Consider the following 24,763-nt stretch of genomic DNA (forward strand, 5'->3'; position numbering starts at 1 on the left):
TGCCGGATCTAAAAGTCAGTCTTTCTCAGAAAGCAAATGACGGGCGATGACCACCTTTTGGACATCACTCGCCCCCTCGTAAATGCGCAATGCGCGAATTTCGCGATACAGCCGCTCGACTATGGTGCCGCTGCGCACGCCGTCCCCGCCATGCAGTTGCACGGCGGCATCGATGACCCGCTGGGCGGCCTCTGTTGCATACAGCTTCGCCATGGAGGCTTCTCGGCTGATCCGGGCGGCACCCGAATCTTTCGTCCAGGCCGCGCGGTATATCAGCAGGGCTGATGCATCCACATCCAATGCCATATCGGCCAAGTGCCCCTGAACCATCTGTAAATCCGCCAGCGGGGCCCCGAACAATTCGCGAGAGGCCGCGCGGGATAGGCCTTCATCCAGGGCGCGTCGGGCAAAGCCTAAAGCCGCTGCGCCGACGGTGGAACGGAAAATGTCCAAGACACTCATCGCAATGCGGAAGCCCTTGCCCCGCTCCCCGATCAAGGCTGATTTAGGAATCGTGGCGCCATCAAAATGCAATCGGGCCAGGGGATGGGGCGCGATGACGTCCAGTCGCTCCGCAATTTTCAGGCCGGGCGTATCGGCTGGCACAAGAAAGGCGCTCAACCCCTTGGCGCCAGAGCCTTCACCCGTGCGGGCAAAGGTGACATAGAAATCTGCGATGCCACCATTCGAAATCCAGGTCTTCTCTCCGGTCAGAACGTAACCATCTACTGTTTCCTCTGCGGACAATTCAATATTGGCAACGTCAGATCCTGATTTTGGTTCGCTGAGCGCGAAGGCGGCAATCGCGGTTCCGGCGCGCGTGCGCGGCAACCATTCGCGTTGCTGTTCCGGACTGCCGAACAGGGATAGTGCGCCGGTGCCCAGTCCCTGCATGGCAAAGGCAAAATCCGCCAATCCATCATGCCGTGCCAGGGTTTCCCTGATCAGGCAAAGGCTGCGCACATCCAGCGGCGTGAGTGCATCCGGATCAGGCGCGCTGTGGGTCAACCATCCCGCCTTACCCAATCGTGCAACCAGATCTCGACAGGCCGCATCAACATCCCCATGATCGACATGGCTCAATTCCGCCTGTGCCCAGGCGTCCAGATCCGCGGCAAGTCTGCGGTGTTTCTCTTCGAAAAACGGCCAATCCAGAAAAGTTGTATCAGGCATAATTGGCACCTTGTAACAGAAGAAAATCGTTCTTGTACTCCCTCCCCCTAGAGGGGGGAGGGTTGGGGTGGGGGTGATAGGCCGTAAGGCCTTTGCCTGCGGCGGGCTTGAATGCGGAGGAGAGAGCACCCCCCTCCCAACCTCCCCCCCTCAAGGGGGGAGGGGTAAGATAGGGCTCCCCCCCTCAAGGGGGGAGGGGCAAGCACGGGATCTTGACCGTGCCAGCCCCTGTTTTCTTCATGAAGATGATGGGTCCGCATCATCGCTTAATCCCCTTTAAAATCGGGGCGCTGTTTCGCGACAAAAGCATCATAGGCGCGGCGGAAGTCGCGGGTCTGCATACAGATCGCCTGCGCCTGCGCTTCTGCTTCGATGGCCTGATCCAGGGTCATGGACCATTCCTGGTTCAGCATGGTCTTGGTCATCATATGGCCAAAATTTGGCCCAGCCGCGATGGACTGTGCCAGGGCAATGGCATCGGCTTCCAGCGCATCAGCGTCTACAAGTCGATTAAAGAATCCCCAGGCCAGACCTTCTTCCCCCGACATGGAACGACCAGTGTACAGCAATTCCGCTGCGCGGCCCTGTCCAATGACACGGGGCAGCATCGCACAGGCGCCCATATCACATCCCGCCAATCCAACGCGTGTGAAAAGAAATGCCGTCTTTGATGCATCGGTACCCAGGCGCAGATCAGAAAACAAGGCGACCATCGCGCCAGCACCCACACAGATGCCATCAACGGCGGCGATGACAGGCTGGGGGCAGGCCTTCATGGCCTTTACCAGATCACCGGTCATTCGGGTGAATTCCAGCAATCCCTTCATGTCGCGATCCAGCAGCGGACCGATAATATCATGAACATCCCCGCCAGAGGAAAAGTTTCCGCCATTGGAGGCGAAAACCACCGCCTTCACATCATCGCAATAGGCAAGGTCGCGAAATGTGTCGCGCAATTCTGCATAGCTTTCAAAGGTCAGCGGGTTTTTGCGCTCTGGTCGGTTCAGGCGGATGACGGCGACATCCTCCTGCATTTCCCACAGGAAGTGTTTTGGATTCAGATTCTTCATGGCGGTCATTGTCATTGGTCCTTTTTCTTACGCTTGGCCTGGCGGGTCTTTTGCTGTTCCGCCGTCTGCGCGTCGCGCAGGCCTTGCAGCAGTTCCGTCAGATGTTCAATTTCGTCCTGCGGGATCGGTTCCAAAAGCGCGTTGATCCAGGCATGATGCTCATCTGCCATATCAGAAAATGTGGATTGACCATCCGGGGTCAACATCACAATCGCCGTGCGCCGGTCTGTGTCATGGGCGGATCGATTGACCAATCCCTCTTCTACCAGCCGTTCTACAATGCCGGTCACATTGCCATTGGACACCATCAGGCTTTCCGAAAGCCTGGTCATTGTCATACCGTCAGGGTTTCGGAACAGCGCGGCCATTACATCGAACCGGGGCAGGGTTGCTTCGAATTCCGACTTAAACCGTTCCCGCAATGTGTTTTCGATATGTCGCGTGGTGCGCAGCATATTAATCCACAGGCGCAGCCGCATCTTGCGCAGCAATTCTGCTTCGTCCAATCGGGCAGGTTTTGAGCTTTTTATATGCGCAGCGGTTGCGGGGTCTTGTATGGTCATGTTTCTCCCCCGGAAACAGAAATGGCTTGGCCTGTAATGCTGCTGGCCTGGCTTGAACACAGCCACAAGGCCGTTTCGGCAATTTCTTCCGGCTGAATGAAACGGCCCTGCGGGTTGGTTTTCAACAGGCTTGCCCGGGCCGCTTCTTCGTCGCGCCCGGTCTTTTCCATGATATTTGTGATGGAATCTTGCAGCAAAGGGGTTTCGGTGAAGCCGGGGCAGATCGCGTTGACAGTGATGCCTTCCTTGGCAACTTCCAGGGCCAATGCTTTGGTTAAGCCGATGACGCCATGCTTGGCGGCGCAATAGGGCGAGACATAGGCATAGCCTTTCAAGCCCGCTGTACTGGCAACGAAAATGATGCGGCCCTGTTTGGATTGACGCATGGAAGCCAGCGCTTCCCTGGCGGTCAGAAAGGCCCCGGTCAGATTAACGGCCAGGCTGGATTCCCACAGCGCCATATCGGTTTTGCCGATAGGGGCACTTTTCGCTGCCCCAGCATTGGCGACGGCGATTGTTACAGGCCCAAAGGTCTCCGCAGCGGCCGCAAAGAGGGCGGCAACAGACTCCTCGTCAGTAACGTCACATTGTATCGCCTGTGCCTTTGGCAATTGTTTGGCCAGGTCCTGCAAGGGCGCAAGGCGTCGCCCGGCGATCGTTATTGCTGCGCCGGCCTCTGACAGACAGCGAGCAATTGCCGCCCCGACGCCCGTTCCGCCGCCGGTGATGAGTGCATGCTGTCCGTTGAGGTCTGCCATTGTATCCTCTATCGCTAAACTTTGCCGGTCATGACATCCTGTCGTGCGGCAAGGCGTGTCAATTGATCCCGACCGGGCTGATAGGGGGCAGGCCAGTCCTGCATGTCATAGCCCAGATCGGCGGCTGCATGCAGGGTCCAGTAAGGATCCGCCAAATGCGGTCTGGCCAGACAGCACAGGTCTGCGCGCCCCGCCATCAGTATGGAATTCAGGTGGTCTGGCTCATAGATATTGCCAACCGCCATGGTGGCGATCCCGGCCTCGTTCCGGATGCGGTCTGAAAACGGTGTTTGGAACATCCGTCCATAAACCGGTTGCGCCCGTTTAGAGGTCTGTCCGGCGGAAACATCAATGATGTCAACGCCCGCCTCTTTCAGCATGCCGGCGATTTCAACCGCATCATCCGGGCCGATCCCTTCGCCTTCAACCCAGTCATTGGCGGAAATTCGAACGGACATTGGTTTGTCATCCGGCCAGACCTTGCGCACTGCATGGAAGATTTCCAGCGGGAAGCGCATGCGGTTTTCCAGGCTGCCGCCATAGTCATCCTCGCGCTGGTTGGTCAGCGGGGTGATGAAGGCCGACAGCAGATATCCGTGGGCGAAATGCAGTTCCAGCAAATCAAAGCCCGCACGGTTGCCCCGTTCGGCGGCAGCCACGAATTGGTCACGGACCATATCCATATCGGCGCGGGTCATTGCCTTGGGCGTTTGGTTCTTTGAGGACCAGGGCTGGGCTGTGGGGGAAAGAATTTCCCAATTCCCATCTTTCAGCGGGGCGTCCATTTCTTCCCAACCAACCTGGGTCGACCCTTTAGGGCCGGAATGACCCAATTGCAGGGCAATTTTGGCGGGGCTTTCCTGATGCACGAAATCAACAATCCGCTTCCAGGCGGCTTCCTGATCGTCGGAATAAAGGCCGGGACAGCCAGGCGTGATGCGCCCTTCAGGCGACACGCAAGTCATTTCGGTATAGACCAGACCGGCCCCGCCCAGGGCGCGACTGGTGTAATGGGTGAAATGCCAATCGGTCGGCACCCCGTCGACGGCCTTGTATTGTGCCATGGGGGAGACGACGACGCGGTTCATCAATTCCATGCCGCGCAGCCTGAAGGGGACAAACATGGGCGGGCGGGCCGTTTCGGGAGCCTTCCCGGTGGCGGATTTTTCAAACCATTTTTCGGCTTCTGCCAGCCATTTGGCATCCCGGGCGCGCAGATTTTCATGACTGATCCGCTGTGATCTGGTCAATAAGGAATAGGCAAATTGCGTCGGGTCCAGATGCAGATAGCGCTCCACCTCCTCAAACCATTCCGTAGAATTGCGCGCGGCAGATTGCAGGCGCAGCACTTCCAGGCGACGGTCAGCCTCGTAGCGGGCGAAGGCGTCTTTCAGACTGGGTTCGGAATGCACCATATCTGCCAGGGCAATGGCGCTTTCCAGTGCCAGCTTGGTGCCGGATCCGATGGAGAAATGCGCGGTGGCTGCCGCATCACCCATCAGGACGATATTCTCATGAGACCAGGTTTCGCACAGGACCCGATTGAAGTTCAGCCAGGCAGAGCCGCGCAGATGTCGCGCGTTGCTCATCAAACTGTGACCACCCAGGTACTTCTCAAAGACCTTCTCGCAGGTCGCGATGGTCTCGTCGGTGGTCATCGTATCGAAGCCGAAATTCTTCCAGGTCTGCTCTGAACATTCCACGATGAAGGTCGCGGTTTCGGAATCGAACTGATAGGCATGGACCCAGATCCAGCCATGTTCCGTCTCTTCAAAGATGAAGGTAAACGCACCATCAAATTTCTGTTTGGTGCCCAGCCAGATGAACTTGCAGGCCCGGGTATCGATATCGGGCTTGAAGACATCCTCAAAAGTTTTGCGGGTTTTTGAATTGATGCCGTCGCACGCAATAACCAGGTCATAATCGCGATAAGGCTCAACACTGTCGATTTCGGTTTCGAACTGAACCTCAATGCCCAGGGCTGCTGCACGGTCCTGCAGGATGTTCAGAAGTTTGCGCCGTCCAATACCACAGAAGCCATGCCCGCCGGATCGGATCACCGTGTCGCGATAATGTACCGCGACATCATCCCAATAGGAGAAATTGGCGCGGATATCCGCCGCGCTCTCTGCATCATTGCGCGCAAGATTATCCAGTGTTTCGTCCGACAGGACGACCCCCCAGCCAAATGTGTCATAGGGTCGGTTGCGCTCAATCACGACAATTTCGTGATCGGGATTGCGCACCTTCATTGAGATCGCGAAGTAGAGACCGGCCGGACCGCCCCCAAGACAAGCTACACGCATCACGTTCTCTCCCATACTCACAATTGGTAGGGACTGAGCGTGACGCAGGCAGAAATTTATTTCAAGCTAAAAATATTTAAGCTTAAAACAATTTTGATGATTTTGGAAAATCAGGCCTTGCTGGTATCAACGATTACGCGATTTCCAGAGCTGTCGGTGCGATGATATTTGAAGGGAGTCTCTTTGAAGACAGCAGATTTCATTTCATCGATCATCTGTTGCGCGCGCTGGCCCCCGGTCAGATCGACGACATCAATGATCCAATGGCGATCACCGGATGTCCAATCCTGCGGTCGTATCCTGGTCGATCCCTGAATCAATCTCTCTTCGGCATCCGCATTCAGCTTGGCCCACAGAACCAACCCCATCGGGCGGCCATTTTCGTCGCGATAGATGCGGAACTGTTGTTTCATAACCGGCGTCATGACCAACCATTCCAGATCCGCCATAAAGAAATAGCGATGCGATGGTGTCATGGAGAATAGCCAGCAAATCTCACCCAGAACCGACGCAACGGTCGGAGCCGCCTTGGCGGGGGCGGCTTTGTGCGTCTTTGGTGTCGTTTCCGTCTCCGGTGTTTTCGCCATACGCCGTTGCCCCCGAGTTTATTGAAATTTTTTAAAGAAGTATCGTTCTATACCTAAAATTACCCGTGGCGACATTGCAAAATAAAAATTCCATGCGCCTACCGCCTCAATTTGGTGCTTGGCCGCTGAACACGGCAAAACGCCATGCCTTAAAACTGCAATCCACATTGGAAAATCCAACTTGTGTCAGCCATTGGAGTTGATCGTCTAAAGCAGCGCATTTGTCATGGGACATGCGTTCCAGAGCCGTTTCGATTTCTTCTTCAGAAGCACCAAGTTGCCGAATTTGCTCATGCCATATTTTTGAATAGCGTGCGTCTGAAATGGCTGTCGGGCCGGCGACCTGTTCTGCATTTACGAACAGGCCACCCGGTTTTAAGGCACCGTGGATCCGTCGATACAGGTCCCGCTTATGATCATCAGTCAGATGGTGAATCGCCAATGCTGAGATGATCAAATCCCAGTTGCCGCCAAGGTCAGCCCCTGTCAAATCAACATTGGCCATATCGGCAACATGATACTCGACCTGATCGATCCCCGAAAACCGATTGCGTGCCTGATCCAGCATGGCGAAAGAACCATCCAAAAGGCAGAGTCTGGCAGCGGGGCTTTGTGCCAAAACCATCGCAGAGAACAGGCCTGTTCCCGCCCCGATGTCCAGAACATGGATTTCTGGTGTGGTTTGCCATTCCTGAATCAATTTAAGGGCTGTTCCGTAAAAATCATCGAAGCATGGAACCAGGCGTCGGCGCAGATTATCGTATGTGCCGGCGTCGCGACTGAACAGAATTGAGGCCGCCACTTCGTCTTTGGTCATCGTCTGACCCTCGGCAAATCAGTGCTGTGCTGTGTCATTGTGTTGCTTTCGGCATAAGCCTGGGGTTCAGGGTATAGGTTGCAAGGGCGTCACTTTGGGCCAGAATATGACCCTGCATCGCGTTTTCGGCAGTGGGTCCATCAAATGCCCCATGCAAACCCAAAGTGGGAACATCAAGGGCGAATATGCGCACGATATAGCGATGCGGCTGTTCATCATTGACCGGCGGGCACGGTCCATCATAGCCGCCGTACGTTCCGGCCATATCCGGATGTGTGGATAGGAAGGACGTAAAAACATTGAAACCCCGACGGCCGTGATCTGTTTCGCCAATCGGTTTTCCATGCGGCACCAATCCGTCACTTTCGACACCCGATGCCAGGGAGGTGATGGCAGCTGGAATATCAACCAGCACCCAGTGATGCACCGTGATGCGTGGTGATTCCTCAGTGATTATCGTGCCAGCCTTATTGATCTGGCTGAAATCCTTTGGAACATCGATATCGATCATCAACAGCGCATAGGACTGTGTGCCATCGGGACCAGCAGACCATTCAATGGCGGGACTGATATTTTTGACAGTGCTGGAGGGGGGTGGACAAAACGCGGCCTGGTCCGGCAGACGTCCATCAGGCGCCAACCCCCCGATTTTGACATGTAAGTGGCCAGTGTCCGCATGGACTGATGCGCCGCAGATCATTCCATTCAGGATGGTCACAGCAGTTAATATTCTCAGATGCCTCATCATCTCTTCTATCCTCTTGAGTTGAATGCTGCAGAGTATAGAGGGGGATGCAATCCCTTATGGACCGGTTCCGATCAGAATTGCGCCTAAACCGATCAGTCGTTCACGCGCGCATATTTCTGACGGCGTATGGTTGAAGGGGTGAATCCGTAACGCTGCTGAAAATGTCTGGAAAAATGAGAACGCGACCGATAGCCCGTTGCGGCAAGGGCGTCTGCCACATCGGCATTTCGGTCATGGAGAATCATATAGGCAGCCTTCATTCGTTCAACGCGCAACACCTCGCGCAGTGTCTGGCCCTCCGCCCGCAGTCGCCGTCGCAAGGTCGCTTCCGATAGGGAGAGTTCTTTTGCGACTTTTGCCGCAGTCCAGGGCAGATGCAGGCGGTGGCGGATAAGCAAACGAAATGCCTCGATGACCGATCCATCAACATATTTTGGCACCAGGGGCAGGACGCCCTGTTCGGCTAGGATAAGAAGGACTTCAAGAATTCGATGCTCGATGACGCGCGGGGACGCCGACAGGGTGTGCGATAGAACCTGCGCACCATGCAGTATGGCGGAACATAGAGCGGCGCTTACCCGCACCGATTTGATTTGGCCGCCGCGCCCAACGAATTGGGGCCAAAGACGGGCCGCCTTTATGATCAACTCACGAGAGAACTGCACAAAAAGAGCGCGGTAAAAGCCTGATTGTGCATCTGGTTCGTTCACAACATCCAAGCGGGTCCCTGGTGTCACGACAAAAGCGTTTCCGGCCGTGTAGAGGCGATGTTCGCTGCCATCATACACCTCTTTGCGTCCCTCGATGACGATGACAAGCCCTGCTGTCGGTGTGACCAATTCACGAATGTGCTCCTGACGTCTGGTGACGAAGGCTGACAGAATTGGATTGTTGTTATCTTCAAGCAGGGCGCGAGAATCGACTTCGGCAAGCCGGCGAAGCGTGCTTACAAACTCTCTCTGGCTTTGCGTATCGACAGTTCGATCTGCGTGTCTCATCGGATTGGCAAGTTTCAGCGTTCATGGATTGTGTGGTACCGTCACCGCATACTTTTAGCTTCTTTCACAGACGCTATAAAATCACTAAAAATAAAGATAGACCCTGAACGATAAAAGCTGGAGGAACGCGAATGGCTCTGTCCCCCTATTTCATGCCGATCGATGCGGGCGACAATGCCTTTACCGTTGAGGCACCTAAAATCAAGTTTGGTGCCGGGGCTCTGGCGGAGATCGGTCAGGATGCCGCGGCCCTTTGCATGACACGGATCGCCGTATTCACCGACCGGGTGGTGAAAGACCTGCCTGCGCTGGCCACGGTGACAGAGGCCCTGCAAGGAGCGGGATTGAATTTCGAGGTCTATACTGAAACGGAAGTCGAACCGACGGATCGGTCTTTCAAGGCCGCGGCCGAGTTTGCGCGTCAGGGAAAATTTGACGGCTATATCTCCGTCGGGGGTGGATCGGTCATGGATACGGCCAAGGCGGCCAATCTGTATGCGACCTATCCAGACGACTTCCTGGCCTATGTAAATGCCCCTGTCGGGCAGGCAAAACCGGTGCCTGGCCCGCTGAAACCTCACATAGCCTGTCCCACGACTTTTGGCACGGCGTCGGAATGCACGGGGATCGCCATCTTTGATTTTCTGGAGATGGAGGCTAAAACGGGAATTGCAAATGCTCGTTTGCGGCCCAGCCTCGGAATATTAGATCCAACCAACCTTGCCAGCCTTCCCCCCCTGGTCCTGGGGGCCAATGGTTTTGATGTCTTCTCCCATGCGTTTGAGAGCCTCACCGCGCGTCCCTTCACCCATCGTGCAAAGCCTGCTACCTCCTCTGCGCGGCCGTTGAGTCAGGGGGCCAACCCCTATTCGGATCTGGCCTGCCGCGAATCGATCCGCCTGATTGGCGATCATCTGGTATCGGCAGTGAATGACCCGACGGAGGATGATTATGAAGCCCTGATGTTCGCGGGCATGCTGGCAGGGATCGGATTTGGCAATGCGGGCTGTCACATTCCCCATGCCATGTCCTATGCGGTGGCGGGGCTGGTGCGGGACTATCAACCACCCGGCTGGCCATCCAACCATGCAATGGTGCCCCATGGAATTTCTGTCATTGTGAACGCCCCAGCGGTTTTCCGGTTCACAGGTCCGGCCTGTCCGGATCGTCATCGATTGGGCGCGCAGGCGATGGGGGCGTCTGCCGAAGAACTGGCAGACCAGGCACCCGGAGATGCCCTGGCCAACAGAATCGAAGAGATGATGCGGGCGACAGGTATTCCAAATGGCCTGACAGGTGTTGGTTATTCAATGGACGATTTGGACAATCTGGTGTCGAAAGCAGCACCGCAAAGGCGATTGCTGGACAATGCGCCATTGGCGATTGCGGAGTCTGAACTTCGGAAGATTTTCACAGATGCGATGCGTTATTGGTAAATTTCATGTGGTAAACATTGTCGCACTGCTGAAAAAACGACATTTGGACTCGTTTTGATTCCGGCTTAGATTCCAGGGCTTTGCGTAAGACGCACAGCTTTCCCTTCCAGCCATGCGTTATTTTTCTGTCAGATTTGTGAATGTGACAGTGGTTTTTCAAAATTGGCTGGGCTATATAAGGCCTCGATGAATGATCGATCATAATCATATGGATGGAAAAATGAGCGATTCGAGCAAGAACAAAAAACCCGAGTCTGACCGTAAGTACGAAACCAAGACTCGGAAATGCCTGATGTGCCGTTCTGATTTCAAGAGCGCCTGGCCGGGAGAGCGCGTATGCTCTAACTGCAAGCAGACCAGCGCCTGGAACGAACCGTCCATCGCGGCGTAATGTCACTCTAATATACAGAGTGTTCAAATAGTTTGTGCGACCGCCCTCCAAAAGAGGGCGGTTTCGCATTTCTGACCCGATGATTGCGCTTGAAAGCCGACTTATCTAAGGCAACACTTCGCCGCTCGTCCAGTGGGTGTGACGGGCCTGAACATAGGATCCATGCGTCATGGTGGCACATTCCGTTCTGGTGATTGGTAATCGTACCTATTCCAGTTGGTCCCTGCGGGGGTGGCTGGTTATGGCTCAGGCAGGCCTGCCATTTGATGAAGAGATGATCTGGCTTGATATGCCTGATCACAAATCCGCTATGCGGGCCGCAACCGGGGGCGTTGGAACGGTTCCTACCTTGCGCATCGGGGATATTTGCATCGCCGACAGTCTGGCAATTGCTGAATATGCTGCGGAAAAAGCCCCAGATGCTGGATTATGGCCCAAGGATGCCATGGATCGCGCCCTGGCCCGGTCCCTGACCGCGCGCATGCATTCCGGCTTCACCAATCTGCGCCGGGACTGTCCGATGAATTTGTCCAACCGGTTTCTGGATTTCAAACCGGATGATGGCGTCCTGGCAGATCTTGCGGTTCTGCAGGCAGCCTGGACAGAATGCTTGAACCGCAGCGCCGGGCCATACTTGTTTGGTGCATTCGGGGCGGTGGATGCATTTTTCGCCCCTGTGGCAATTCGGGTTTACGGATTTAACCTGTCGCTGTCGCCTCAATGCATGGACTATGTTAATGCGCTGTTGGATCACCCCCTGGTGCAGCAGTGGATAACCGCTGCACGTCTGGAACAGGATGTACAACGTCCCAGGACGGATCGCCTGACTGCGGGCGGTTTCACACCGGGCGATTGGCCCATCCTGCGAGACCGATAGTGTCGAATTCGCATTGAAGCCTTAATTCAGCTTTGACCTGTCTGGATTTCTCGCTAGGCTTGGATCGTGTAACAGGGCTCAAACTTGACCCTGCGGAACTATCCAGTGGAAGTTTTATGAACGAGGATCTGCTTGGCTATAATGAAATGGTGGAACAGGCCATGCGCTCCGTTGTGCGCAAGGCGCTGGATCGCGCTGCCAAGGGGGGATTGCCCGGCAATCATCATTTCTACATCACCTTTCGCACGGAACATCCAGACGTGATGATCCCGAACCGCCTGAAGGCGCAGTATCCGGAAGAAATGACCATTGTCCTGCAGCACCAGTTCTGGGGCTTGCAGCCGGATGATGAAGGTTTTGATGTGGAACTCAGCTTCAACCGTCAGCACGAACATTTGCGCATACCTTATGCGGCGCTTGTCACCTTCGCCGATCCGTCCGTCAATTTCGGGCTGCAGTTCCATGTGGAAGTGGACGAAGATAATGTGACCGTGGAGCATCCCGAGGCCGCTTCTGATGAAAAGGGGCCCAGCCGCGAAGAAATGAACTCCAATGCCAATATGGGGGACGACGTCGCCGATCATGACGGGGCGGAGGATGACGAGTCCCGCACTGATAACGTCGTGACCCTGGATTTTACCCGAAAAAAATAAACGACCTGCCTTGCTAAACCAGTTGTAAGAGGAACCATTCGATGGTTGATCCCGCCTTTCTTGATATGCTGCCGCTGGGCCCAGACACGACGAGCTATCGCAAATTGAGCAGCGATTTCGTATCAACAACACAGTTTCAGGGCGAAGAGATCATCACGGTTGATCCTGAAGGGTTGCGCCTGTTGTCGGAAGAGGCGTTTCGCGACATTAATCATTTATTGCGTCCGGGCCATCTGGCGCAATTGGCAAAAATTCTGGATGACCCTGAAGCATCGGATAATGATCGTTTCGTCGCCTATGATCTTCTGAAGAATGCCAATATTGCGGCAGGCGGTGTGCTGCCGATGTGTCAGGATACCGGCACAGCCATCGTGATGGGCAAGAAGGGGCGGCGCATCTGGACCAATGGAGAGGATAAATACGCGCTCTCAAAAGGGGTTCTGGACGCCTACAATCATAACAATCTTCGGTACAGTCAGGTTTCCCCGATCTCAATGTTCGAAGAAAAGAACACGCGCAACAATCTACCGGGCCAGATCGAGCTCTATGCGGAAGGGACTGAGGACGCCTATAAGTTCCTGTTCGTCGCCAAGGGTGGGGGGTCTGCGAACAAGACATTCCTGTTCCAGGGCACGCCGTCGCTGTTGGAACGCGAGCGTCTGATCAAATTCCTGGATGAAAAGATCCGCACATTGGGAACCGCCGCCTGCCCACCCTATCACTTGGCGGTTGTGATTGGTGGGACATCGGCGGAATTTAACCTGAAGACTGTGAAGCTGGCTAGTTGCCGTTATCTTGATGGACTGCCCACACAGGGCGGCGAAGAAGGGCATGGCTTCCGCGATCTGGAAATGGAAGCGGTTGTGCACGAATTGAGCCGCAATATGGGGATCGGGGCGCAGTTCGGGGGTAAGTATTTCTGTCATGATGTCCGTGTGATCCGCTTGCCGCGTCATGGTGCCAGCCTGCCCATTGGCATTGGTGTATCCTGTTCCGCAGACCGTCAGGCACTGGGTAAGATAACCAAGGATGGTGTGTTTCTGGAAGCGTTAGAGCGGGATCCCGCGCGGTTCCTGCCGGAAATTTCGGATGACAGTTTCTCCGGGGATGTTGTTGAAATCGATTTATCGATGCCAATGCCGGACATGCTGGCCAAGCTGTCACAATATCCAATCAAAACGCGCCTGTCCCTGACAGGAACCATCATCGTGGCGAGGGATGCCGCCCACAGCAAGCTGCGCGCCAGGCTGGATGCGGGCGAGGCGTTGCCGGACTATTTCAAGAATCACCCGATTTACTATGCCGGACCGGCGAAAACACCCACGGGCTATGCGTCTGGTTCCTTTGGGCCGACCACGGCCGGGCGGATGGACAGTTTTGTCGATCAGTTCCAGGCCGCAGGCGGATCCATGATCATGCTGGCAAAGGGCAACCGGTCCCCAATCGTGCGCAAGGCCTGTGCCGCCCATGGCGGGTTTTATCTGGGGTCCATTGGCGGGCCAGCCGCCCGCCTGGCCCAGGATTGTATTCGCAAAGTGGAAGTTGTTGAATATGAAGAGCTGGGCATGGAGGCGATCTGGCGCATTGAGGTCGAAAATTTCCCGGCCTTTATCGTCATTGACGACAAGGGCAATGATTTCTTCAAGGATATGATGCCAGATTGACCGGCTTGAGATGTCCTATGCCGCCCATCGAACCGCCCCTTTTTCTGGAAGACGGCCCTGCGGATGCCCCCTGGCGATTAATATTGGCTCATGGGGCCGGGGCCCCGATGGACAGCCCCGTGATGACAGCGATTGCCCAGGCTGTGGCGCAACAGGGCATTGCGGTCAGTCGATTTGAATTTCCCTATATGCGGACCCGCCGCCTTGAAGGGGGACGTCGACCGCCGGATCGTGCGCCGAAACTGATTGCGGCCTGGCGAGAGGCCTTGACTGCTGTTGCCGCGAACCATCCAGCTCAGCGGCTTGCCATCGGCGGGAAATCCATGGGGGGCCGAATGGCCACCCTGTTGGCGGCGGAACCGGATGCGCCATTGCAGATTGGGGCAATCGTCACGTTAGGGTATCCATTTCATCCGCCCGGCAAGCCTGACAGATTGCGGGTTGATCATTTTCCGGCATTGGACGCGGTTCCAATTTTAATGGTCCAGGGAACGAGAGACCCCTTTGGCAGTGCATCGGAAGTTCCCTCCTATCGCCTGCCGGCGCGCGCCATTCTGCATTGGGTGGAAGACGGCGATCATGATTTGAAACCGCGCAAAATGTCAGGTCGAACGCATATGCAAGCACTTACAGAGCTTGCAAATTCCATCTCAGATTTTTTCAGCGGGCTTTAGACTTTCCGCCTCAAAGACCTCTAGTAGGGCAGGCGCGGTCCTGTATTCCTGTGACATATTTGATATTTGTTAATTAATGTATTCAGAATGTAACCTATCAAAACTGGCATTCGGTAATCATTCCTTAAGAAGTGCTGACTAGCTTAAAGGGGCGTTCAAGACTCTTTGCACCGTATATGCGCTACTTTCGGGATTAATCGAGGTGACTGTAAAATGATGATGAATACTCATAGGGCATTGGCCAGAAGGACACTGGTGCAGGGCACTGAGGATCCAGCCGAAATAAAGAAGCGCTCTGTTGTGATATCTGGTCATCGAACCAGCATTTCATTGGAGAATGTATTCTGGGAATCATTGCGCGATATTGCGTCGTCGCATGGACAGTCGGTCAATCAACTGGTGACGGAAATTGATCGACAGCGCACCGGCAACCTGTCCAGCGCCATTCGAACCTATGTTTTACTGGATGCCGTATCCGACTGAGACATTAGGACGCAAGGGGATATGCCTTTGAAGTAGAAGATGTTTCTTCCATACGCCCGATATTTTATGTTGCACTGCACAATTTTCTCTTGACCTTTGCGGCCCGAACCCTCATTTGTCATGCAATTGTTGCGGTGCAGCAAGACGATATTTCAGTGAGAGCACTGGGCTGACCCACTGCTCTGTTCAAGTTTGGCGACCCGCCAAAGTTTGTCGAGCACATTAGGAGGAACACCCATGTCCAAGTCTCCAAAGTCCGGTTTTGATCCAATGAACAACCCCTTCATGGACCCGAAAACCAATCCTTTTCTGGATCCTGAGAAGAACCCTTTCCTGAAGGGCGATTTCGCCAAGATGTTCCAGGGTTTTGAAGCGCCGAATATGAGCGGTATCACCGACAGTCAGCGCAAGAACATGGAAGCCTTGACCGTTGCCAACAAGACGGCGGCGGAAGGTGTACAGGCCGTGATCAAGCGTCAAAGCGAAATCATGAAAAACACCATGGATGAAGCCAATGCGGCCCTGCAGGAACTGCAGAGCAAAGGCGTCAGCACCCCGGACACGGCTGCGTCAATCGATCAGGTCAAGAATACGATTGAAAATAGCATCACAAATATGCGCGAACTGTCAGAAATGATGGCCAAGTCGCAGGCTGAAGCTTTCGACATCGTCAACAAACGGTTTGTTGAAAGCATGGACGAGCTGAAAGCTACGATGTCCAAGATTTCTAAGTAAGTTCTGCGCCTGTTTGCAGGTTGCTGGTTTTGAACGCCTCGATCCGTAAGGGTCGGGGCGTTCTTTCGTCATGGCTTTATTTTTTATAAGGGTGTCCGTATCCTACTCCCGAATACCGCCTTGAAGCCGAAAAGAGGAAAACGGACGTGACGGACACCGAATTGAGTTTTGAGGATTTTCTGAAGGTCGATATCCGGGTCGGCACCATTCTTCGGGCTGAACCTTATCCGGAGGCCCGCCGTCCCGCAATCAAGCTGTGGGTGGATTTTGGACCAGATATTGGGGAGCGAAAGAGCTCTGCACAAATCACCAGGCATTATGATGTGGACAGTTTGCCAGGCCGACAGGTTCTGGGCGTTGTGAATTTTCCACCCAAGCAAATCGGTAAATTTATGTCCGAAGCCCTTATTCTAGGGGCGCCGGACGAGGCGGGGGAAGTCGTCTTGTTGCAACCCGGCAAGCCCGTTCCAAATGGCGGGCGGATGTATTGAGGGGTCGCATGGAACCTCCCTACCTCAGGATAAAATTCCTATAATATTTCAATAATTTATGCGCTTTCGTTAGGAATGCATTTTCTGCATAGCTGAGTTCTTCTCTGCTCATGTCACACCGTTTGATTTACTCTATGCAGCGACCTGTATAACGGGCATACAGGCACCAATCCCGATCACGACGGCTGCACCATGCAGTCGCAAGAGGGTCGTTCCCTGGAACGGGTCGGGGCGGAACATCTACTGGTAGGAGAGACGCCGATGCCGCGTGACGACATCGCTCTTTCCCGACTGGGGACGGCCGCGGACGTGTTCCAAAGCGAATCCCACGAGGACAAGAGCGTACAGACGAATGCAACCGTAATCCCTTTTCCCTCTCAGGAAGGAAGACTGGATCATTTTATCCAACGCGATGGTATGTGCTTCGCGGGAACCCATCTGATTATCGACGTCTGGGACGCCGCTAATCTGGATGATATCGATCATATCGAAGCCACTTTAAAAGAATGCGTGACCGTGGCCGGGGCGACCCTGCTGCATTGCCATCTGCATCGCTTCAATCCTGAAGGCGTGTCTGGTGTTCTGGTTCTGGCGGAAAGCCATATCTCGATCCATACATGGCCGGAAATGGGCTATGCGGCGCTGGATGTCTTTATGTGCGGCGACAGCCGTCCTCATGAAGCCATCGCCGTGCTCAAACGGGGCTTTGCTACGCAGAATGTCACGGTTCAGGATCTGCATCGCGGTCGGGTTTCTTAAGCCTGCGCCATCTTCTACACTGCATCCAAACGCGGGCCTTGGCGGGTCCGCGTTGGTGCATCTATTTACAAGGGAAGCTCAATGACCGATTGGTTTGACGAGACGCTTCATCCGGAATTTCGCCAGGGCCTGTCCATGGATCGCGTCCTGTACCGGGACACGTCGGATCTGCAGGATCTGGTGATCTTCGACAATGCACGCTTTGGTCGGGTGATGTGTCTGGATGGTGTGGTGCAAACAACGGAAGGCGACGAATTCGTCTATCACGAAATGATGGCCCATGTCCCGATTCTGGCCCATGGCGCGGCCAGGACGGTTTTGATCATTGGCGGCGGCGATGGCGGTATGGCGCGGGAGGTTTTGAAGCATTCCAACATGTTGGTCACGATGGTCGAAATTGATGGGGCCGTCGTGGATTTTTGTAAGGACCATCTGCCCAACCATTCTGCAGGGGCTTTTGATAATCCCCGCCTGGATCTGATCATCGCCGATGGCGCACAATTCGTGAAGGAAACGGAGCGGCGGTTTGATGTCATAATTGTCGATTCCACGGATCCGATCGGTCCCGGTGCCGTCCTGTTTACAGCGGAATTCTATGCTGATTGCAAACGATGCCTGACGCCCGGTGGTGTTGTGGTGACCCAGAATGGGGTGCCATTCGTGCAGCCGGAAGAAATCACTAATTCCTTTCAGCGCCTGGGTAAAAGCTTTGCCGATGTGCATTTCTATCGGGCCGCTGTTCCCACCTATCAGGGCGGCGATATGGCCTTTGGCTGGGCCAGCGACAATGCGCAATTGCGCCAGGTTTCCGTGTCGGAATTGACCCGCCGATATCAGGCTTCCCGGATCGAAACACGCTATGTGACGCCCGAACTCCATGCGGCGTCCTTTGCGCTGCCCAAAACCATTCAGGATTTGATGCGCTAGGCTCACCGCAGACTTGCAAAACGCACAGACTACGGATACAAGGCCCCCGTGTCTGACGGTTCACCCGCCCAGACAAGCCGCCTTAGCTCAGTTGGTAGAGCATCGCATTCGTAATGCGGGGGTCGCGTGTTCGAGTCACGCAGGCGGCACCATTTTTTTCAAAAATGATGCCCTTTGTTTAGATGGTAGGTTCGAACTAAGTTCGAACCGGCGCACCATCTTTATTTCAGCGCATCCACCACGGCTGGATCTGAAAGCAAGGATTCCAGCTTTCTTTGAAAAGCAGATGTCACAGCGATACCGACATCGGATGGTAACCCGAGGGGGCCGAGGTTATCGCGTCCTTGTACGGCGCTTTCGGCTATTCTTTCTCCAGATTCATCCAGAACCTGTAGACGAAGATCATACAAAAACGCCGTATTATAGAACGTGTCCGATTTCAATTCATTGACGATCATCAAAATAGAGCGTTGCCGATTGATTTTAACCAAGCTGCTTACGACCGTCTTATAATTTCCATCATCCACAATGCTGACAGGCGTTGCATCAACGCCATTCTTTCTGAGTGCAGAAATCAAGCTGGCTGTAATATCTTCAGACAAGGGGGCCTTGCTGGTGGTAGTTACATCGAAGGGATTACCAAAACCGCCACGTTGCAAACCAACAAAGTCTGGGGTTTTATCCTTTGAAACGATGTAAGAACGAATATCAAGCGTACCGACAGCGACTGTCTTATCCGTTTGAACTGTTGTGTTTGTGCCGTCGATGTCAAAATTTGTGGTGTTACCAATCGCACAACCACTAACAAAAATCGCTATAAATAAGCAAAGTGCATATCTTAAAACCATATTTAATCCCCCGCTGATACATTCTGATTTATACATCCTCAGAACTCAATAACACTCTATTATAGATGGGAAAATAAACAAACTTTCACCCAAACGGTCGGATCGTGCCGATATCGTGTTGGGTGATGTAATCCGCGACGGCCTGTTTCAGGGCGGTGGCGGCCTGGATGGGGATTTTATAGGCATGGCCGCCCTGAACCAGGCGATTGTCTTGCATGACCCAGAAGCTGGGCGTCTTGCCGCGATTAGAAACATGCACCGCCAGCGGCACGGGGGTGCCGTTGGGATTGGTCAACGACAAACGGGTGCCGTCTTCCTTTGGCGTAAGGTCGATACCAAACTGCCAGCGCTCTTGGCGCAGGACATATCGGATCGCTTCTTCTACCAGTTTGACGGGGTCATCGGCATCAACCCGGGCCAATTGTTGGGCCACCAGAATCTCTAAAGCCTGCGATGCGGTGCTGATATCTTCAGAATCTATCGACAGTGCTGCATTTAAGCAACGCGCCCCAATCGTTGCTAAATCCTCAGGCGCGAGCATTCCAGCAAGGCCCCAGTGTTCCAGATCTTCCGCCGTGGTTTCCCGATTGCGTTCGACCGAAAGGCGAAGCGGTGCAACCTGTGGGACAGTGTTACCCTGAGCGCTATCCTGGTTTTCGTTCGACCCTTCTTTCGATTGGACGGTGGATTTACCGTTATGAACTAAGACGATAGCATTTAGATCGGAAATAAAGCGTATATCAGTCAATTTTTATATAATCTTTCTGCATGATCGTTAAAGACGTATGAAAGTTTCATTCCGGCACTTACTTGGGGTGTTGAATTGTTGATAAAGCAATGTTCACTATAATGCTACTATAGTTGTATATCTGTCATTTTAAAATTACCTCGATACCACAAAAATCGCGTTTTACTAGAACTTTTGAAAATCAATCAAGTTGAATAACGTGAGGGATTCGCTAATTGTGTTGCCGATAATTTGGTCGGTAAAGGAATTACTAGATGGCACATCCAGTTGACGTAGCAGTTGGCAATCGGGTTCGGGAGTTAAGGACGCGTGCGGGACTGTCTCAGACTGATTTGGGGGAAAAGTTGGGCGTCAGCTTTCAACAGGTACAGAAATACGAAAAAGGTGTGAATCGCATGGGGGCCAGTCGCTTGATACAGATTTGCGATGCCTTGAAAGTTTCAATTGCGGATGTTTTCGATGGGGTGGAATCAACCGTGGATGCAGCGCAAAAAACACTGGTGGATCCGGAAGCGATGCGCATCGCCCGCGACATTCAACGCATTGAAAATGAAAATATGCGCATGGCGGTTAAACAATTAGTCCGGACTATGTCGCGGGCATAAGATTGGCGTGAAGATTGAACAGACAGACATGTCTGTGATGGTATCTTTTATTGAAAACTAGCTCCACCATTTCCGGGTGTTCCATGCGATCCATCGCTGGGCCCTTGGCCTTGTTGCGCCGCCCCTCTATTCTTGCGTCGGATACATGCTCAAAGGATAAGAGAGGCTTGGATGGTTGCGCTTTTTATTGATGCGGATGCCTGTCCTGTGAAAGATGAGGCATTGAAAGTCGCCACCAGGCATGGCCTGAAGACCTATATGGTCAGTGATGGCGGCTTGCGCCCCTCTCGTGATCCGATGGTACAGGATATCATCGTCGCCAGCGGGGCAGATGCCGCCGACGATTGGATCGCCGAAAACATTCAGCCAGCAGATATTTGTGTGACCAATGATATTCCATTGGCAGCACGCTGCCTGGCACAGCAGGCCTTTGCGCTGAAGCCCAATGGGGATGTCTTCACGCAGGATGGCATAGGAATGGCCCTGGCACAGCGAGAGCTTATGCAGGGCCTCAGAGAAACCGGTGCGATTACGGGAGGACCGCGCCCGTTTAACAAAGCGGATCGTTCTCAATTTCTCAATCGATTGGAAACCACAGTACAGGCGGCCAAACGCCGGTCGTGAATCGGAATCAGGTGAAGGTTTCCTGGGTCTTGCCAAGCCGGGCGGATCGCAAGACAGTCGCGGTTCAAACCTTACGCTATGAAACGCCTGGATATCAAAGCATGCGATTGTGGAAAGAGAGCGTGAAACCATGACTGGTGATACCCCGATGATGCCGCTGGACGGTGTTCGGATTCTGGATCTCAGCCGCATTCTGGCGGGGCCGACAGCGACGCAATATCTGGGCGATCTGGGCGCAGATGTGATAAAGGTCGAAAGGCCGGATGCAGGAGATGACACGCGCAAATGGGGCCCCCCTTATGTAACAGGGGCAGATGGGAAACCCACCCGCGAGAGCGCGTATTATCTGAGCTCTAACCGCAACAAGCGGTCCATCACTGTTAATCTGGCCAGCCCGGAAGGGCAGAAACTTATCCGCCGTCTGGTGGCAAAATGCGATGTTCTGGTCGAAAACTATAAAGTGGGCGGGTTAAAGAAATATGGCCTGTCCTATGACGATCTGAAGGGTGAATTTCCCGGGCTTGTCTTCTGCTCGATCACTGGGTTTGGCCAGACCGGCCCCTATGCGAAACGCGCCGGCTATGACTTTCTGGCGCAAGGCCTGGGTGGGCTGATGTCCATCACCGGCCCCCGGGAGGGGGAACCGATGAAGGTCGGTGTCGGGATTGCCGATGTCATGTGCGGTATGTATGCGACGACCGCTATTTTGGCAGCGTTAAGGCACCGGGATCGCACCGGCCAGGGTCAACAGATCGATTGCGCCCTGCTGGACACACAGGTCGCCTGGCTGGTGAATGAAGGGGTGAATTATCTGCTGTCGGGTCAGGTTCCCGTGCGACAAGGCAATGAACATCCCAATATCGTGCCCTATGCGGTTATGGAATCGTCCGATGGTCATTTTATTCTGGCGGTGGGTAATGACAGTCAGTTCCAGAAATGGTGTGACTTTGCTGGTGCACAGGATCTGGCAGAGGATCCACGCTTTACGACGAATTCACTGCGGGTTGCCAACAGGGTCTCCCTGTATGCCGCAATGCCTGCCTATACCAGGCAGAAGTCCACGGATGTATGGATTGAAGGGCTGGCCGCGCGGGGCGTGCCCTGTGGGCCAGTGAAAAACATCGCCCAGGTGTTTGAGGATGAGCAGGTCGTCGCGCGAAACATGAAAATCGACGTGCCGCACCCCCAGGCGCAATCCGGCACAGTCCCGCTGATCGCCAACCCGGTTAAATTCTCGGAAACGCCGATACAGTATCGCATGGCGCCGCCGACGCTGGGTCAGCATACGGATGAAATACTGCGCGATGTTCTGGGCTGTGATGAGGGGGAGATTGCGGCATTGGCTGAACGTGGCGCGACGACGGCTATCGGGGCCGGTGGCGACAGTTAATCAGTCCAACGGTCAATATCCGGATCCAGCCCCAGCAGGGCCAGACCCTGGGCGACGGAGCCGAATTCATCGCCGCTGACGACCTGATCTGTGCCAAATTTGTCAGTAAAGATTTTCCGCACCGCCGGGATCAGAGAACTGCCCCCGGTCATGAAGACACGGTCAATTCGGGCGGGGGTCATGTCGGCCTGTTGCAGTAACGATTCCACGGTTTGTGAAATCTGGGCCAGGTCCGGGGCGATCCAGTCTTCAAAAGCGGAGCGATCCAGCGTTTCGGTCACCTCAACATTCCCCAGATCAATCGACAGGTCGGCGGTGTCCTGGCTGGACAATGTCGCCTTCGCTTTGGACACGGCCTGGAAACAGGCAAGCCCGCGGTTCATTTCAATCACATCGATCAAGTTCTGGATCTGATCCGGGGCTGTAGAGCTGCGTTTTATATCATCCAATTCCCGTAACGAGACGGGCGTTCGTAAACTGGTCAATAAATGCCATTTGGAAAAGGACGTGTAATATTTGCGCGGCACAGGCAGCGTTTTGCCATTCACAAGGCACTGTGACTCGCTGCCCAGATGCTTCAACAGGACATTCTGGATAATGCGATAGTCAAAACTGTCCCCTGCGATCCCGATCCCGGCATGGGCAATCGGATCGGCCTGAATGGCGTCCGTCGTATGTTCAAATCGTGTGATCAGGAAATCCGACGTCCCGCCACCGAAATCTGCAATCAAAACCGTGACAGATTGCTGAAGCTCCCGGAAGTAAGAAAAGGCGCCTCCAACGGGCTCCAGGGCGATACGGACCTTGCTAAGCCCCAGTCGATCAAATGCTTCCCGATATCGCGTCAGGGCCAGGGCTTCATCTGGAAACGGCCCGTAAAAGGTCACAGGGCGTCCCAGGACGATTTCCTTTTCTCCCTCAGCTGCTGCAATTGCTTTCAATAGGGTCGTGTTCTGGAAGAAGCTGACCATCAGGTCGGAAAAACTGAACCGCTTGGTGAAAATATTGGTGTGTTTGAAGGCCGCGCTGGCGACATGGCTTTTGAACGATTGGATATAACGCACGTCGTCGGGATATTCCGCTGCCAGCTCAATTGCCTTATGACCCGTCTCATAGTCAATCTGTGCGCGTCCATCCACTTCAACCGGCTCAAAGGCCAGAACGGATGGGTGGACATCTGTTGCCGTCTCGCCAGATTTCTCCAGCGGCACGGTGGAAACGGGTCCGTTACGGTGCGCCCGGATGACAACAGTGTTGGTCGTGCCGAAATCGACACCAAAGGAAATATCCGCTGTCATGATGCGTTACCGGAATATTAAAGATCAGAAATTGTGTTCCGCGACTTTCCGCAGCAGGAAGTCCCGAAACACGGTGATGCGTTTGGAATGGCGCAATTCTTCCGGATAGACGAAATAGGCCTGTGTCACCGGCCCTTCGATTTCAGGCAGGACCGGCTCCAGCTTCAACTGTTCAGGCTGCATGAATTCCGGTAAGGCGGCCAGCCCCAAACCAGATTGAACCGCGCGATAAATGCCATACACATTGTTGACCCGCAGGATCGGTCGGCGCGGCGTTTCCGGCCTGGCACCGATATCCAGCAACCAGTTGATGGATTTCGATGGCTGAGGCGCTTCTTCCCCAAAAACGATCAGGTCATGATGATCCAGATCCACTGGCGTCTTTGGTCGTTCCCGCCGTTCAAAATATTCAGGACTGCCATAGATCAGGTGCCGCACGCTCATCAGCGGTCGCTGGATCAGATCGGGCTGGCGGGGCGGGGACATGCGGATCGCCACATCGGCCTGACGCATCCCCAGATCCAGCTCTTCGTCCGACAGCAACAGAGTCACTTCGACTTCCGGGAACAGGTCGATGAATTCACGGATATGGGGCGTCAACCAGGTTGAGCCGAAAGCCATGGTCGTGGTGATTTTTAGAGGGCCGGATGGGCGGTCCTTGGTTTCCCCCAGCCGGGCTTCGGCCATGCTGAGCTTGTGAAAGACATCTTTCACCGTGCGATACAGCATTTCTCCCTGCTCGGTCAGCAGCAAGCCACGGGCATGGCGGTGGAACAGGGGCACGCGCACGCTTTCTTCCAGCGCCGAAATCTGACGTGAGATCGCGGATTGGCTGAGATTCAGCTTTTCGCCAGCATGGGTAAAGCTTCCCGCCTCAGCCACCGCATGAAATATGCGCAGTCTGTCCCAATCCATTGGCATTGGTTGTCCCCCGGACCTCTAGATTTGTACTCAATATTCCTTTACCCCACCTCTATGTAGGAGACTTGGGCCAAAAAATCGATGGAAAATGATGCCTGATGGTAAATGGTCTGGCTTTGGATGCGGCGATGACGCCCCGACTGCCCCGAAAGGGGGAAGTCGGGACTTCGCACTATGGTCTGGTATATCGCCCTGACTCTTCTATCAGATCAAGGCCCG

27 protein-coding genes and 1 tRNA gene are annotated in these 24,763 nt (G+C 54.3%); 15 read left to right on the forward strand and 13 right to left on the reverse strand.

The window, feature by feature from the left end; all coding sequences use genetic code 11:
- Positions 1-15: 15 nt before the first annotated feature.
- The 9 genes from ACOSDM_RS06015 to ACOSDM_RS06055 form a co-directional block, all read right to left on the reverse strand.
- On the reverse strand, positions 16-1,173 hold the full coding sequence (locus tag ACOSDM_RS06015; protein ID WP_420723588.1) for an acyl-CoA dehydrogenase family protein: 1,158 nt from the start codon (positions 1,171-1,173) through the stop codon (positions 16-18).
- Positions 1,174-1,439: 266 nt separating this feature from the next.
- Positions 1,440-2,252 (reverse strand): enoyl-CoA hydratase family protein, encoded by an 813-nt coding sequence (locus tag ACOSDM_RS06020; protein ID WP_420723589.1) that lies wholly within the window; start codon positions 2,250-2,252, stop codon positions 1,440-1,442.
- Positions 2,253-2,254: 2 nt separating this feature from the next.
- On the reverse strand, positions 2,255-2,806 hold the full coding sequence (locus tag ACOSDM_RS06025) for a MarR family winged helix-turn-helix transcriptional regulator (RefSeq protein ID WP_420723590.1): 552 nt from the start codon (positions 2,804-2,806) through the stop codon (positions 2,255-2,257).
- Positions 2,803-3,564, reverse strand: a complete 762-nt coding sequence (locus ACOSDM_RS06030; RefSeq protein ID WP_420723591.1) for an SDR family NAD(P)-dependent oxidoreductase — start codon at positions 3,562-3,564, stop codon at positions 2,803-2,805. The genes ACOSDM_RS06025 and ACOSDM_RS06030 overlap by 4 nt, the downstream gene beginning before the upstream one ends.
- 14 nt (positions 3,565-3,578) lie before the next feature.
- On the reverse strand, positions 3,579-5,870 hold the full coding sequence (locus ACOSDM_RS06035; RefSeq protein ID WP_420723592.1) for a bifunctional salicylyl-CoA 5-hydroxylase/oxidoreductase: 2,292 nt from the start codon (positions 5,868-5,870) through the stop codon (positions 3,579-3,581).
- Between the two features lie 110 nt (positions 5,871-5,980).
- Positions 5,981-6,457 (reverse strand): toxin-activating lysine-acyltransferase, encoded by a 477-nt coding sequence (locus tag ACOSDM_RS06040; RefSeq protein WP_420723593.1) that lies wholly within the window; start codon positions 6,455-6,457, stop codon positions 5,981-5,983.
- A gap of 106 nt (positions 6,458-6,563) precedes the next feature.
- Positions 6,564-7,274 carry a class I SAM-dependent methyltransferase gene (locus tag ACOSDM_RS06045; RefSeq protein ID WP_420723594.1) on the reverse strand — a complete coding sequence of 237 codons (711 nt, stop codon included), beginning with the start codon at positions 7,272-7,274 and terminating at the stop codon, positions 6,564-6,566.
- A gap of 34 nt (positions 7,275-7,308) precedes the next feature.
- Positions 7,309-8,022: a YbhB/YbcL family Raf kinase inhibitor-like protein gene (locus tag ACOSDM_RS06050; RefSeq protein WP_420723595.1), complete on the reverse strand. Its 714-nt coding sequence runs from the start codon at positions 8,020-8,022 to the stop codon at positions 7,309-7,311.
- Between the two features lie 92 nt (positions 8,023-8,114).
- Positions 8,115-9,020 (reverse strand): helix-turn-helix transcriptional regulator, encoded by a 906-nt coding sequence (locus tag ACOSDM_RS06055; RefSeq protein WP_420723596.1) that lies wholly within the window; start codon positions 9,018-9,020, stop codon positions 8,115-8,117.
- Positions 9,021-9,151: 131 nt separating this feature from the next.
- Here ACOSDM_RS06055 and ACOSDM_RS06060 point away from each other — a divergent pair, with 131 nt between their 5' ends.
- The 12 genes from ACOSDM_RS06060 (at position 9,152) to ACOSDM_RS06115 (ending at position 18,262) form a co-directional block, all read left to right on the forward strand.
- Complete coding sequence (locus ACOSDM_RS06060; RefSeq protein WP_420723597.1) at positions 9,152-10,456, forward strand: hydroxyacid-oxoacid transhydrogenase; 1,305 nt, start codon at positions 9,152-9,154, stop codon at positions 10,454-10,456.
- 220 nt (positions 10,457-10,676) lie between these two features.
- Positions 10,677-10,847, forward strand: coding sequence for a hypothetical protein (locus ACOSDM_RS06065; protein ID WP_420723598.1), 171 nt, complete (start codon positions 10,677-10,679; stop codon positions 10,845-10,847).
- A gap of 169 nt (positions 10,848-11,016) precedes the next feature.
- A complete protein-coding gene (locus ACOSDM_RS06070) occupies positions 11,017-11,724 on the forward strand; it encodes a glutathione S-transferase (RefSeq protein WP_420723599.1) in 708 nt (235 codons plus the stop codon).
- 116 nt (positions 11,725-11,840) lie between these two features.
- A complete protein-coding gene (locus tag ACOSDM_RS06075) occupies positions 11,841-12,377 on the forward strand; it encodes an SspB family protein (RefSeq protein ID WP_420723600.1) in 537 nt (178 codons plus the stop codon).
- Positions 12,378-12,418: 41 nt separating this feature from the next.
- Entirely contained in the window at positions 12,419-14,041 is a 1,623-nt protein-coding gene (locus ACOSDM_RS06080) for a fumarate hydratase (RefSeq protein ID WP_420723601.1), read from the forward strand.
- Positions 14,042-14,058: 17 nt separating this feature from the next.
- Complete coding sequence (locus tag ACOSDM_RS06085; RefSeq protein ID WP_420723602.1) at positions 14,059-14,715, forward strand: alpha/beta family hydrolase; 657 nt, start codon at positions 14,059-14,061, stop codon at positions 14,713-14,715.
- A 213-nt stretch (positions 14,716-14,928) separates the two neighbouring features.
- Positions 14,929-15,198 carry a ribbon-helix-helix domain-containing protein gene (locus ACOSDM_RS06090; protein ID WP_420723603.1) on the forward strand — a complete coding sequence of 90 codons (270 nt, stop codon included), beginning with the start codon at positions 14,929-14,931 and terminating at the stop codon, positions 15,196-15,198.
- Between the two features lie 237 nt (positions 15,199-15,435).
- Positions 15,436-15,933, forward strand: coding sequence for a phasin family protein (locus ACOSDM_RS06095; RefSeq protein ID WP_420723604.1), 498 nt, complete (start codon positions 15,436-15,438; stop codon positions 15,931-15,933).
- Positions 15,934-16,079: 146 nt separating this feature from the next.
- Positions 16,080-16,424, forward strand: a complete 345-nt coding sequence (locus ACOSDM_RS06100; protein WP_420723605.1) for a tRNA-binding protein — start codon at positions 16,080-16,082, stop codon at positions 16,422-16,424.
- Positions 16,425-16,616: 192 nt separating this feature from the next.
- Positions 16,617-17,183, forward strand: coding sequence for an adenosylmethionine decarboxylase (gene speD / locus ACOSDM_RS06105; protein WP_420723606.1), 567 nt, complete (start codon positions 16,617-16,619; stop codon positions 17,181-17,183).
- Between the two features lie 81 nt (positions 17,184-17,264).
- Positions 17,265-18,110, forward strand: a complete 846-nt coding sequence (gene speE, locus ACOSDM_RS06110) for a polyamine aminopropyltransferase (RefSeq protein WP_420723607.1) — start codon at positions 17,265-17,267, stop codon at positions 18,108-18,110.
- A 76-nt stretch (positions 18,111-18,186) separates the two neighbouring features.
- Positions 18,187-18,262 (forward strand) — tRNA-Thr (locus tag ACOSDM_RS06115).
- A gap of 69 nt (positions 18,263-18,331) precedes the next feature.
- Here ACOSDM_RS06115 and ACOSDM_RS06120 read toward each other — a convergent pair.
- Together ACOSDM_RS06120 and ACOSDM_RS06125 are read right to left on the reverse strand one after the other, a co-directional pair.
- The gene (locus tag ACOSDM_RS06120; RefSeq protein WP_420723608.1) at positions 18,332-18,994 is read right to left on the reverse strand and encodes a hypothetical protein; all 663 of its coding nucleotides are present in this window, start codon (positions 18,992-18,994) and stop codon (positions 18,332-18,334) included.
- Between the two features lie 49 nt (positions 18,995-19,043).
- Positions 19,044-19,706: a hypothetical protein gene (locus ACOSDM_RS06125; protein ID WP_420723609.1), complete on the reverse strand. Its 663-nt coding sequence runs from the start codon at positions 19,704-19,706 to the stop codon at positions 19,044-19,046.
- A gap of 254 nt (positions 19,707-19,960) precedes the next feature.
- Between ACOSDM_RS06125 and ACOSDM_RS06130 the strand changes: the two genes are divergently transcribed.
- The 3 genes from ACOSDM_RS06130 to ACOSDM_RS06140 all read left to right on the forward strand — a co-directional run bounded on the left by ACOSDM_RS06130 (position 19,961) and on the right by ACOSDM_RS06140 (position 22,325).
- The gene (locus tag ACOSDM_RS06130; RefSeq protein WP_420723610.1) at positions 19,961-20,311 is read left to right on the forward strand and encodes a helix-turn-helix domain-containing protein; all 351 of its coding nucleotides are present in this window, start codon (positions 19,961-19,963) and stop codon (positions 20,309-20,311) included.
- Between the two features lie 171 nt (positions 20,312-20,482).
- Positions 20,483-20,935 carry a YaiI/YqxD family protein gene (locus ACOSDM_RS06135; RefSeq protein WP_420723611.1) on the forward strand — a complete coding sequence of 151 codons (453 nt, stop codon included), beginning with the start codon at positions 20,483-20,485 and terminating at the stop codon, positions 20,933-20,935.
- A 130-nt stretch (positions 20,936-21,065) separates the two neighbouring features.
- The gene (locus ACOSDM_RS06140) at positions 21,066-22,325 is read left to right on the forward strand and encodes a CaiB/BaiF CoA transferase family protein (protein WP_420723612.1); all 1,260 of its coding nucleotides are present in this window, start codon (positions 21,066-21,068) and stop codon (positions 22,323-22,325) included.
- On the opposite strand, the gene ACOSDM_RS06145 is transcribed toward ACOSDM_RS06140, so the two are convergent.
- Complete coding sequence (locus ACOSDM_RS06145) at positions 22,322-23,623, reverse strand: Hsp70 family protein (RefSeq protein ID WP_420723613.1); 1,302 nt, start codon at positions 23,621-23,623, stop codon at positions 22,322-22,324. The two genes, ACOSDM_RS06140 and ACOSDM_RS06145, sit on opposite strands and share 4 nt — an antisense overlap.
- A 24-nt stretch (positions 23,624-23,647) precedes the next feature.
- Positions 23,648-24,538: a LysR family transcriptional regulator gene (locus tag ACOSDM_RS06150; protein ID WP_420723614.1), complete on the reverse strand. Its 891-nt coding sequence runs from the start codon at positions 24,536-24,538 to the stop codon at positions 23,648-23,650.
- Between the last annotated feature and the right edge of the window lie 225 nt (positions 24,539-24,763).

The sequence above is a fragment of the Hwanghaeella sp. LZ110 genome (assembly GCF_048892525.1).
Classification (GTDB): Bacteria; Pseudomonadota; Alphaproteobacteria; order UBA8366; family Aestuariispiraceae; genus Pacificispira.

Bases quoted from the DNA above. Each gene is read 5' to 3' on its own strand.
- ACOSDM_RS06015 (WP_420723588.1), bottom strand. From the start codon at position 1,173: ATGCCTGATACAACTTTTCTGGATTGGCCGTTTTTCGAAGAGAAACAC.
- ACOSDM_RS06020 (WP_420723589.1), bottom strand. From the start codon at position 2,252: ATGACCGCCATGAAGAATCTGAATCCAAAACACTTCCTGTGGGAAATG.
- ACOSDM_RS06025 (WP_420723590.1), bottom strand. From the start codon at position 2,806: ATGACCATACAAGACCCCGCAACCGCTGCGCATATAAAAAGCTCAAAA.
- ACOSDM_RS06030 (WP_420723591.1), bottom strand. From the start codon at position 3,564: ATGGCAGACCTCAACGGACAGCATGCACTCATCACCGGCGGCGGAACG.
- ACOSDM_RS06035 (WP_420723592.1), bottom strand. From the start codon at position 5,870: ATGCGTGTAGCTTGTCTTGGGGGCGGTCCGGCCGGTCTCTACTTCGCG.
- ACOSDM_RS06040 (WP_420723593.1), bottom strand. From the start codon at position 6,457: ATGGCGAAAACACCGGAGACGGAAACGACACCAAAGACGCACAAAGCC.
- ACOSDM_RS06045 (WP_420723594.1), bottom strand. From the start codon at position 7,274: ATGACCAAAGACGAAGTGGCGGCCTCAATTCTGTTCAGTCGCGACGCC.
- ACOSDM_RS06050 (WP_420723595.1), bottom strand. From the start codon at position 8,022: ATGATGAGGCATCTGAGAATATTAACTGCTGTGACCATCCTGAATGGA.
- ACOSDM_RS06055 (WP_420723596.1), bottom strand. From the start codon at position 9,020: ATGAGACACGCAGATCGAACTGTCGATACGCAAAGCCAGAGAGAGTTT.
- ACOSDM_RS06060 (WP_420723597.1), top strand. From the start codon at position 9,152: ATGGCTCTGTCCCCCTATTTCATGCCGATCGATGCGGGCGACAATGCC.
- ACOSDM_RS06065 (WP_420723598.1), top strand. From the start codon at position 10,677: ATGAGCGATTCGAGCAAGAACAAAAAACCCGAGTCTGACCGTAAGTAC.
- ACOSDM_RS06070 (WP_420723599.1), top strand. From the start codon at position 11,017: ATGGTGGCACATTCCGTTCTGGTGATTGGTAATCGTACCTATTCCAGT.
- ACOSDM_RS06075 (WP_420723600.1), top strand. From the start codon at position 11,841: ATGAACGAGGATCTGCTTGGCTATAATGAAATGGTGGAACAGGCCATG.
- ACOSDM_RS06080 (WP_420723601.1), top strand. From the start codon at position 12,419: ATGGTTGATCCCGCCTTTCTTGATATGCTGCCGCTGGGCCCAGACACG.
- ACOSDM_RS06085 (WP_420723602.1), top strand. From the start codon at position 14,059: ATGCCGCCCATCGAACCGCCCCTTTTTCTGGAAGACGGCCCTGCGGAT.
- ACOSDM_RS06090 (WP_420723603.1), top strand. From the start codon at position 14,929: ATGATGATGAATACTCATAGGGCATTGGCCAGAAGGACACTGGTGCAG.
- ACOSDM_RS06095 (WP_420723604.1), top strand. From the start codon at position 15,436: ATGTCCAAGTCTCCAAAGTCCGGTTTTGATCCAATGAACAACCCCTTC.
- speD (WP_420723606.1), top strand. From the start codon at position 16,617: ATGCAGTCGCAAGAGGGTCGTTCCCTGGAACGGGTCGGGGCGGAACAT.
- speE (WP_420723607.1), top strand. From the start codon at position 17,265: ATGACCGATTGGTTTGACGAGACGCTTCATCCGGAATTTCGCCAGGGC.
- ACOSDM_RS06120 (WP_420723608.1), bottom strand. From the start codon at position 18,994: ATGTATAAATCAGAATGTATCAGCGGGGGATTAAATATGGTTTTAAGA.
- ACOSDM_RS06130 (WP_420723610.1), top strand. From the start codon at position 19,961: ATGGCACATCCAGTTGACGTAGCAGTTGGCAATCGGGTTCGGGAGTTA.
- ACOSDM_RS06135 (WP_420723611.1), top strand. From the start codon at position 20,483: ATGGTTGCGCTTTTTATTGATGCGGATGCCTGTCCTGTGAAAGATGAG.
- ACOSDM_RS06140 (WP_420723612.1), top strand. From the start codon at position 21,066: ATGACTGGTGATACCCCGATGATGCCGCTGGACGGTGTTCGGATTCTG.
- ACOSDM_RS06145 (WP_420723613.1), bottom strand. From the start codon at position 23,623: ATGACAGCGGATATTTCCTTTGGTGTCGATTTCGGCACGACCAACACT.
- ACOSDM_RS06150 (WP_420723614.1), bottom strand. From the start codon at position 24,538: ATGGATTGGGACAGACTGCGCATATTTCATGCGGTGGCTGAGGCGGGA.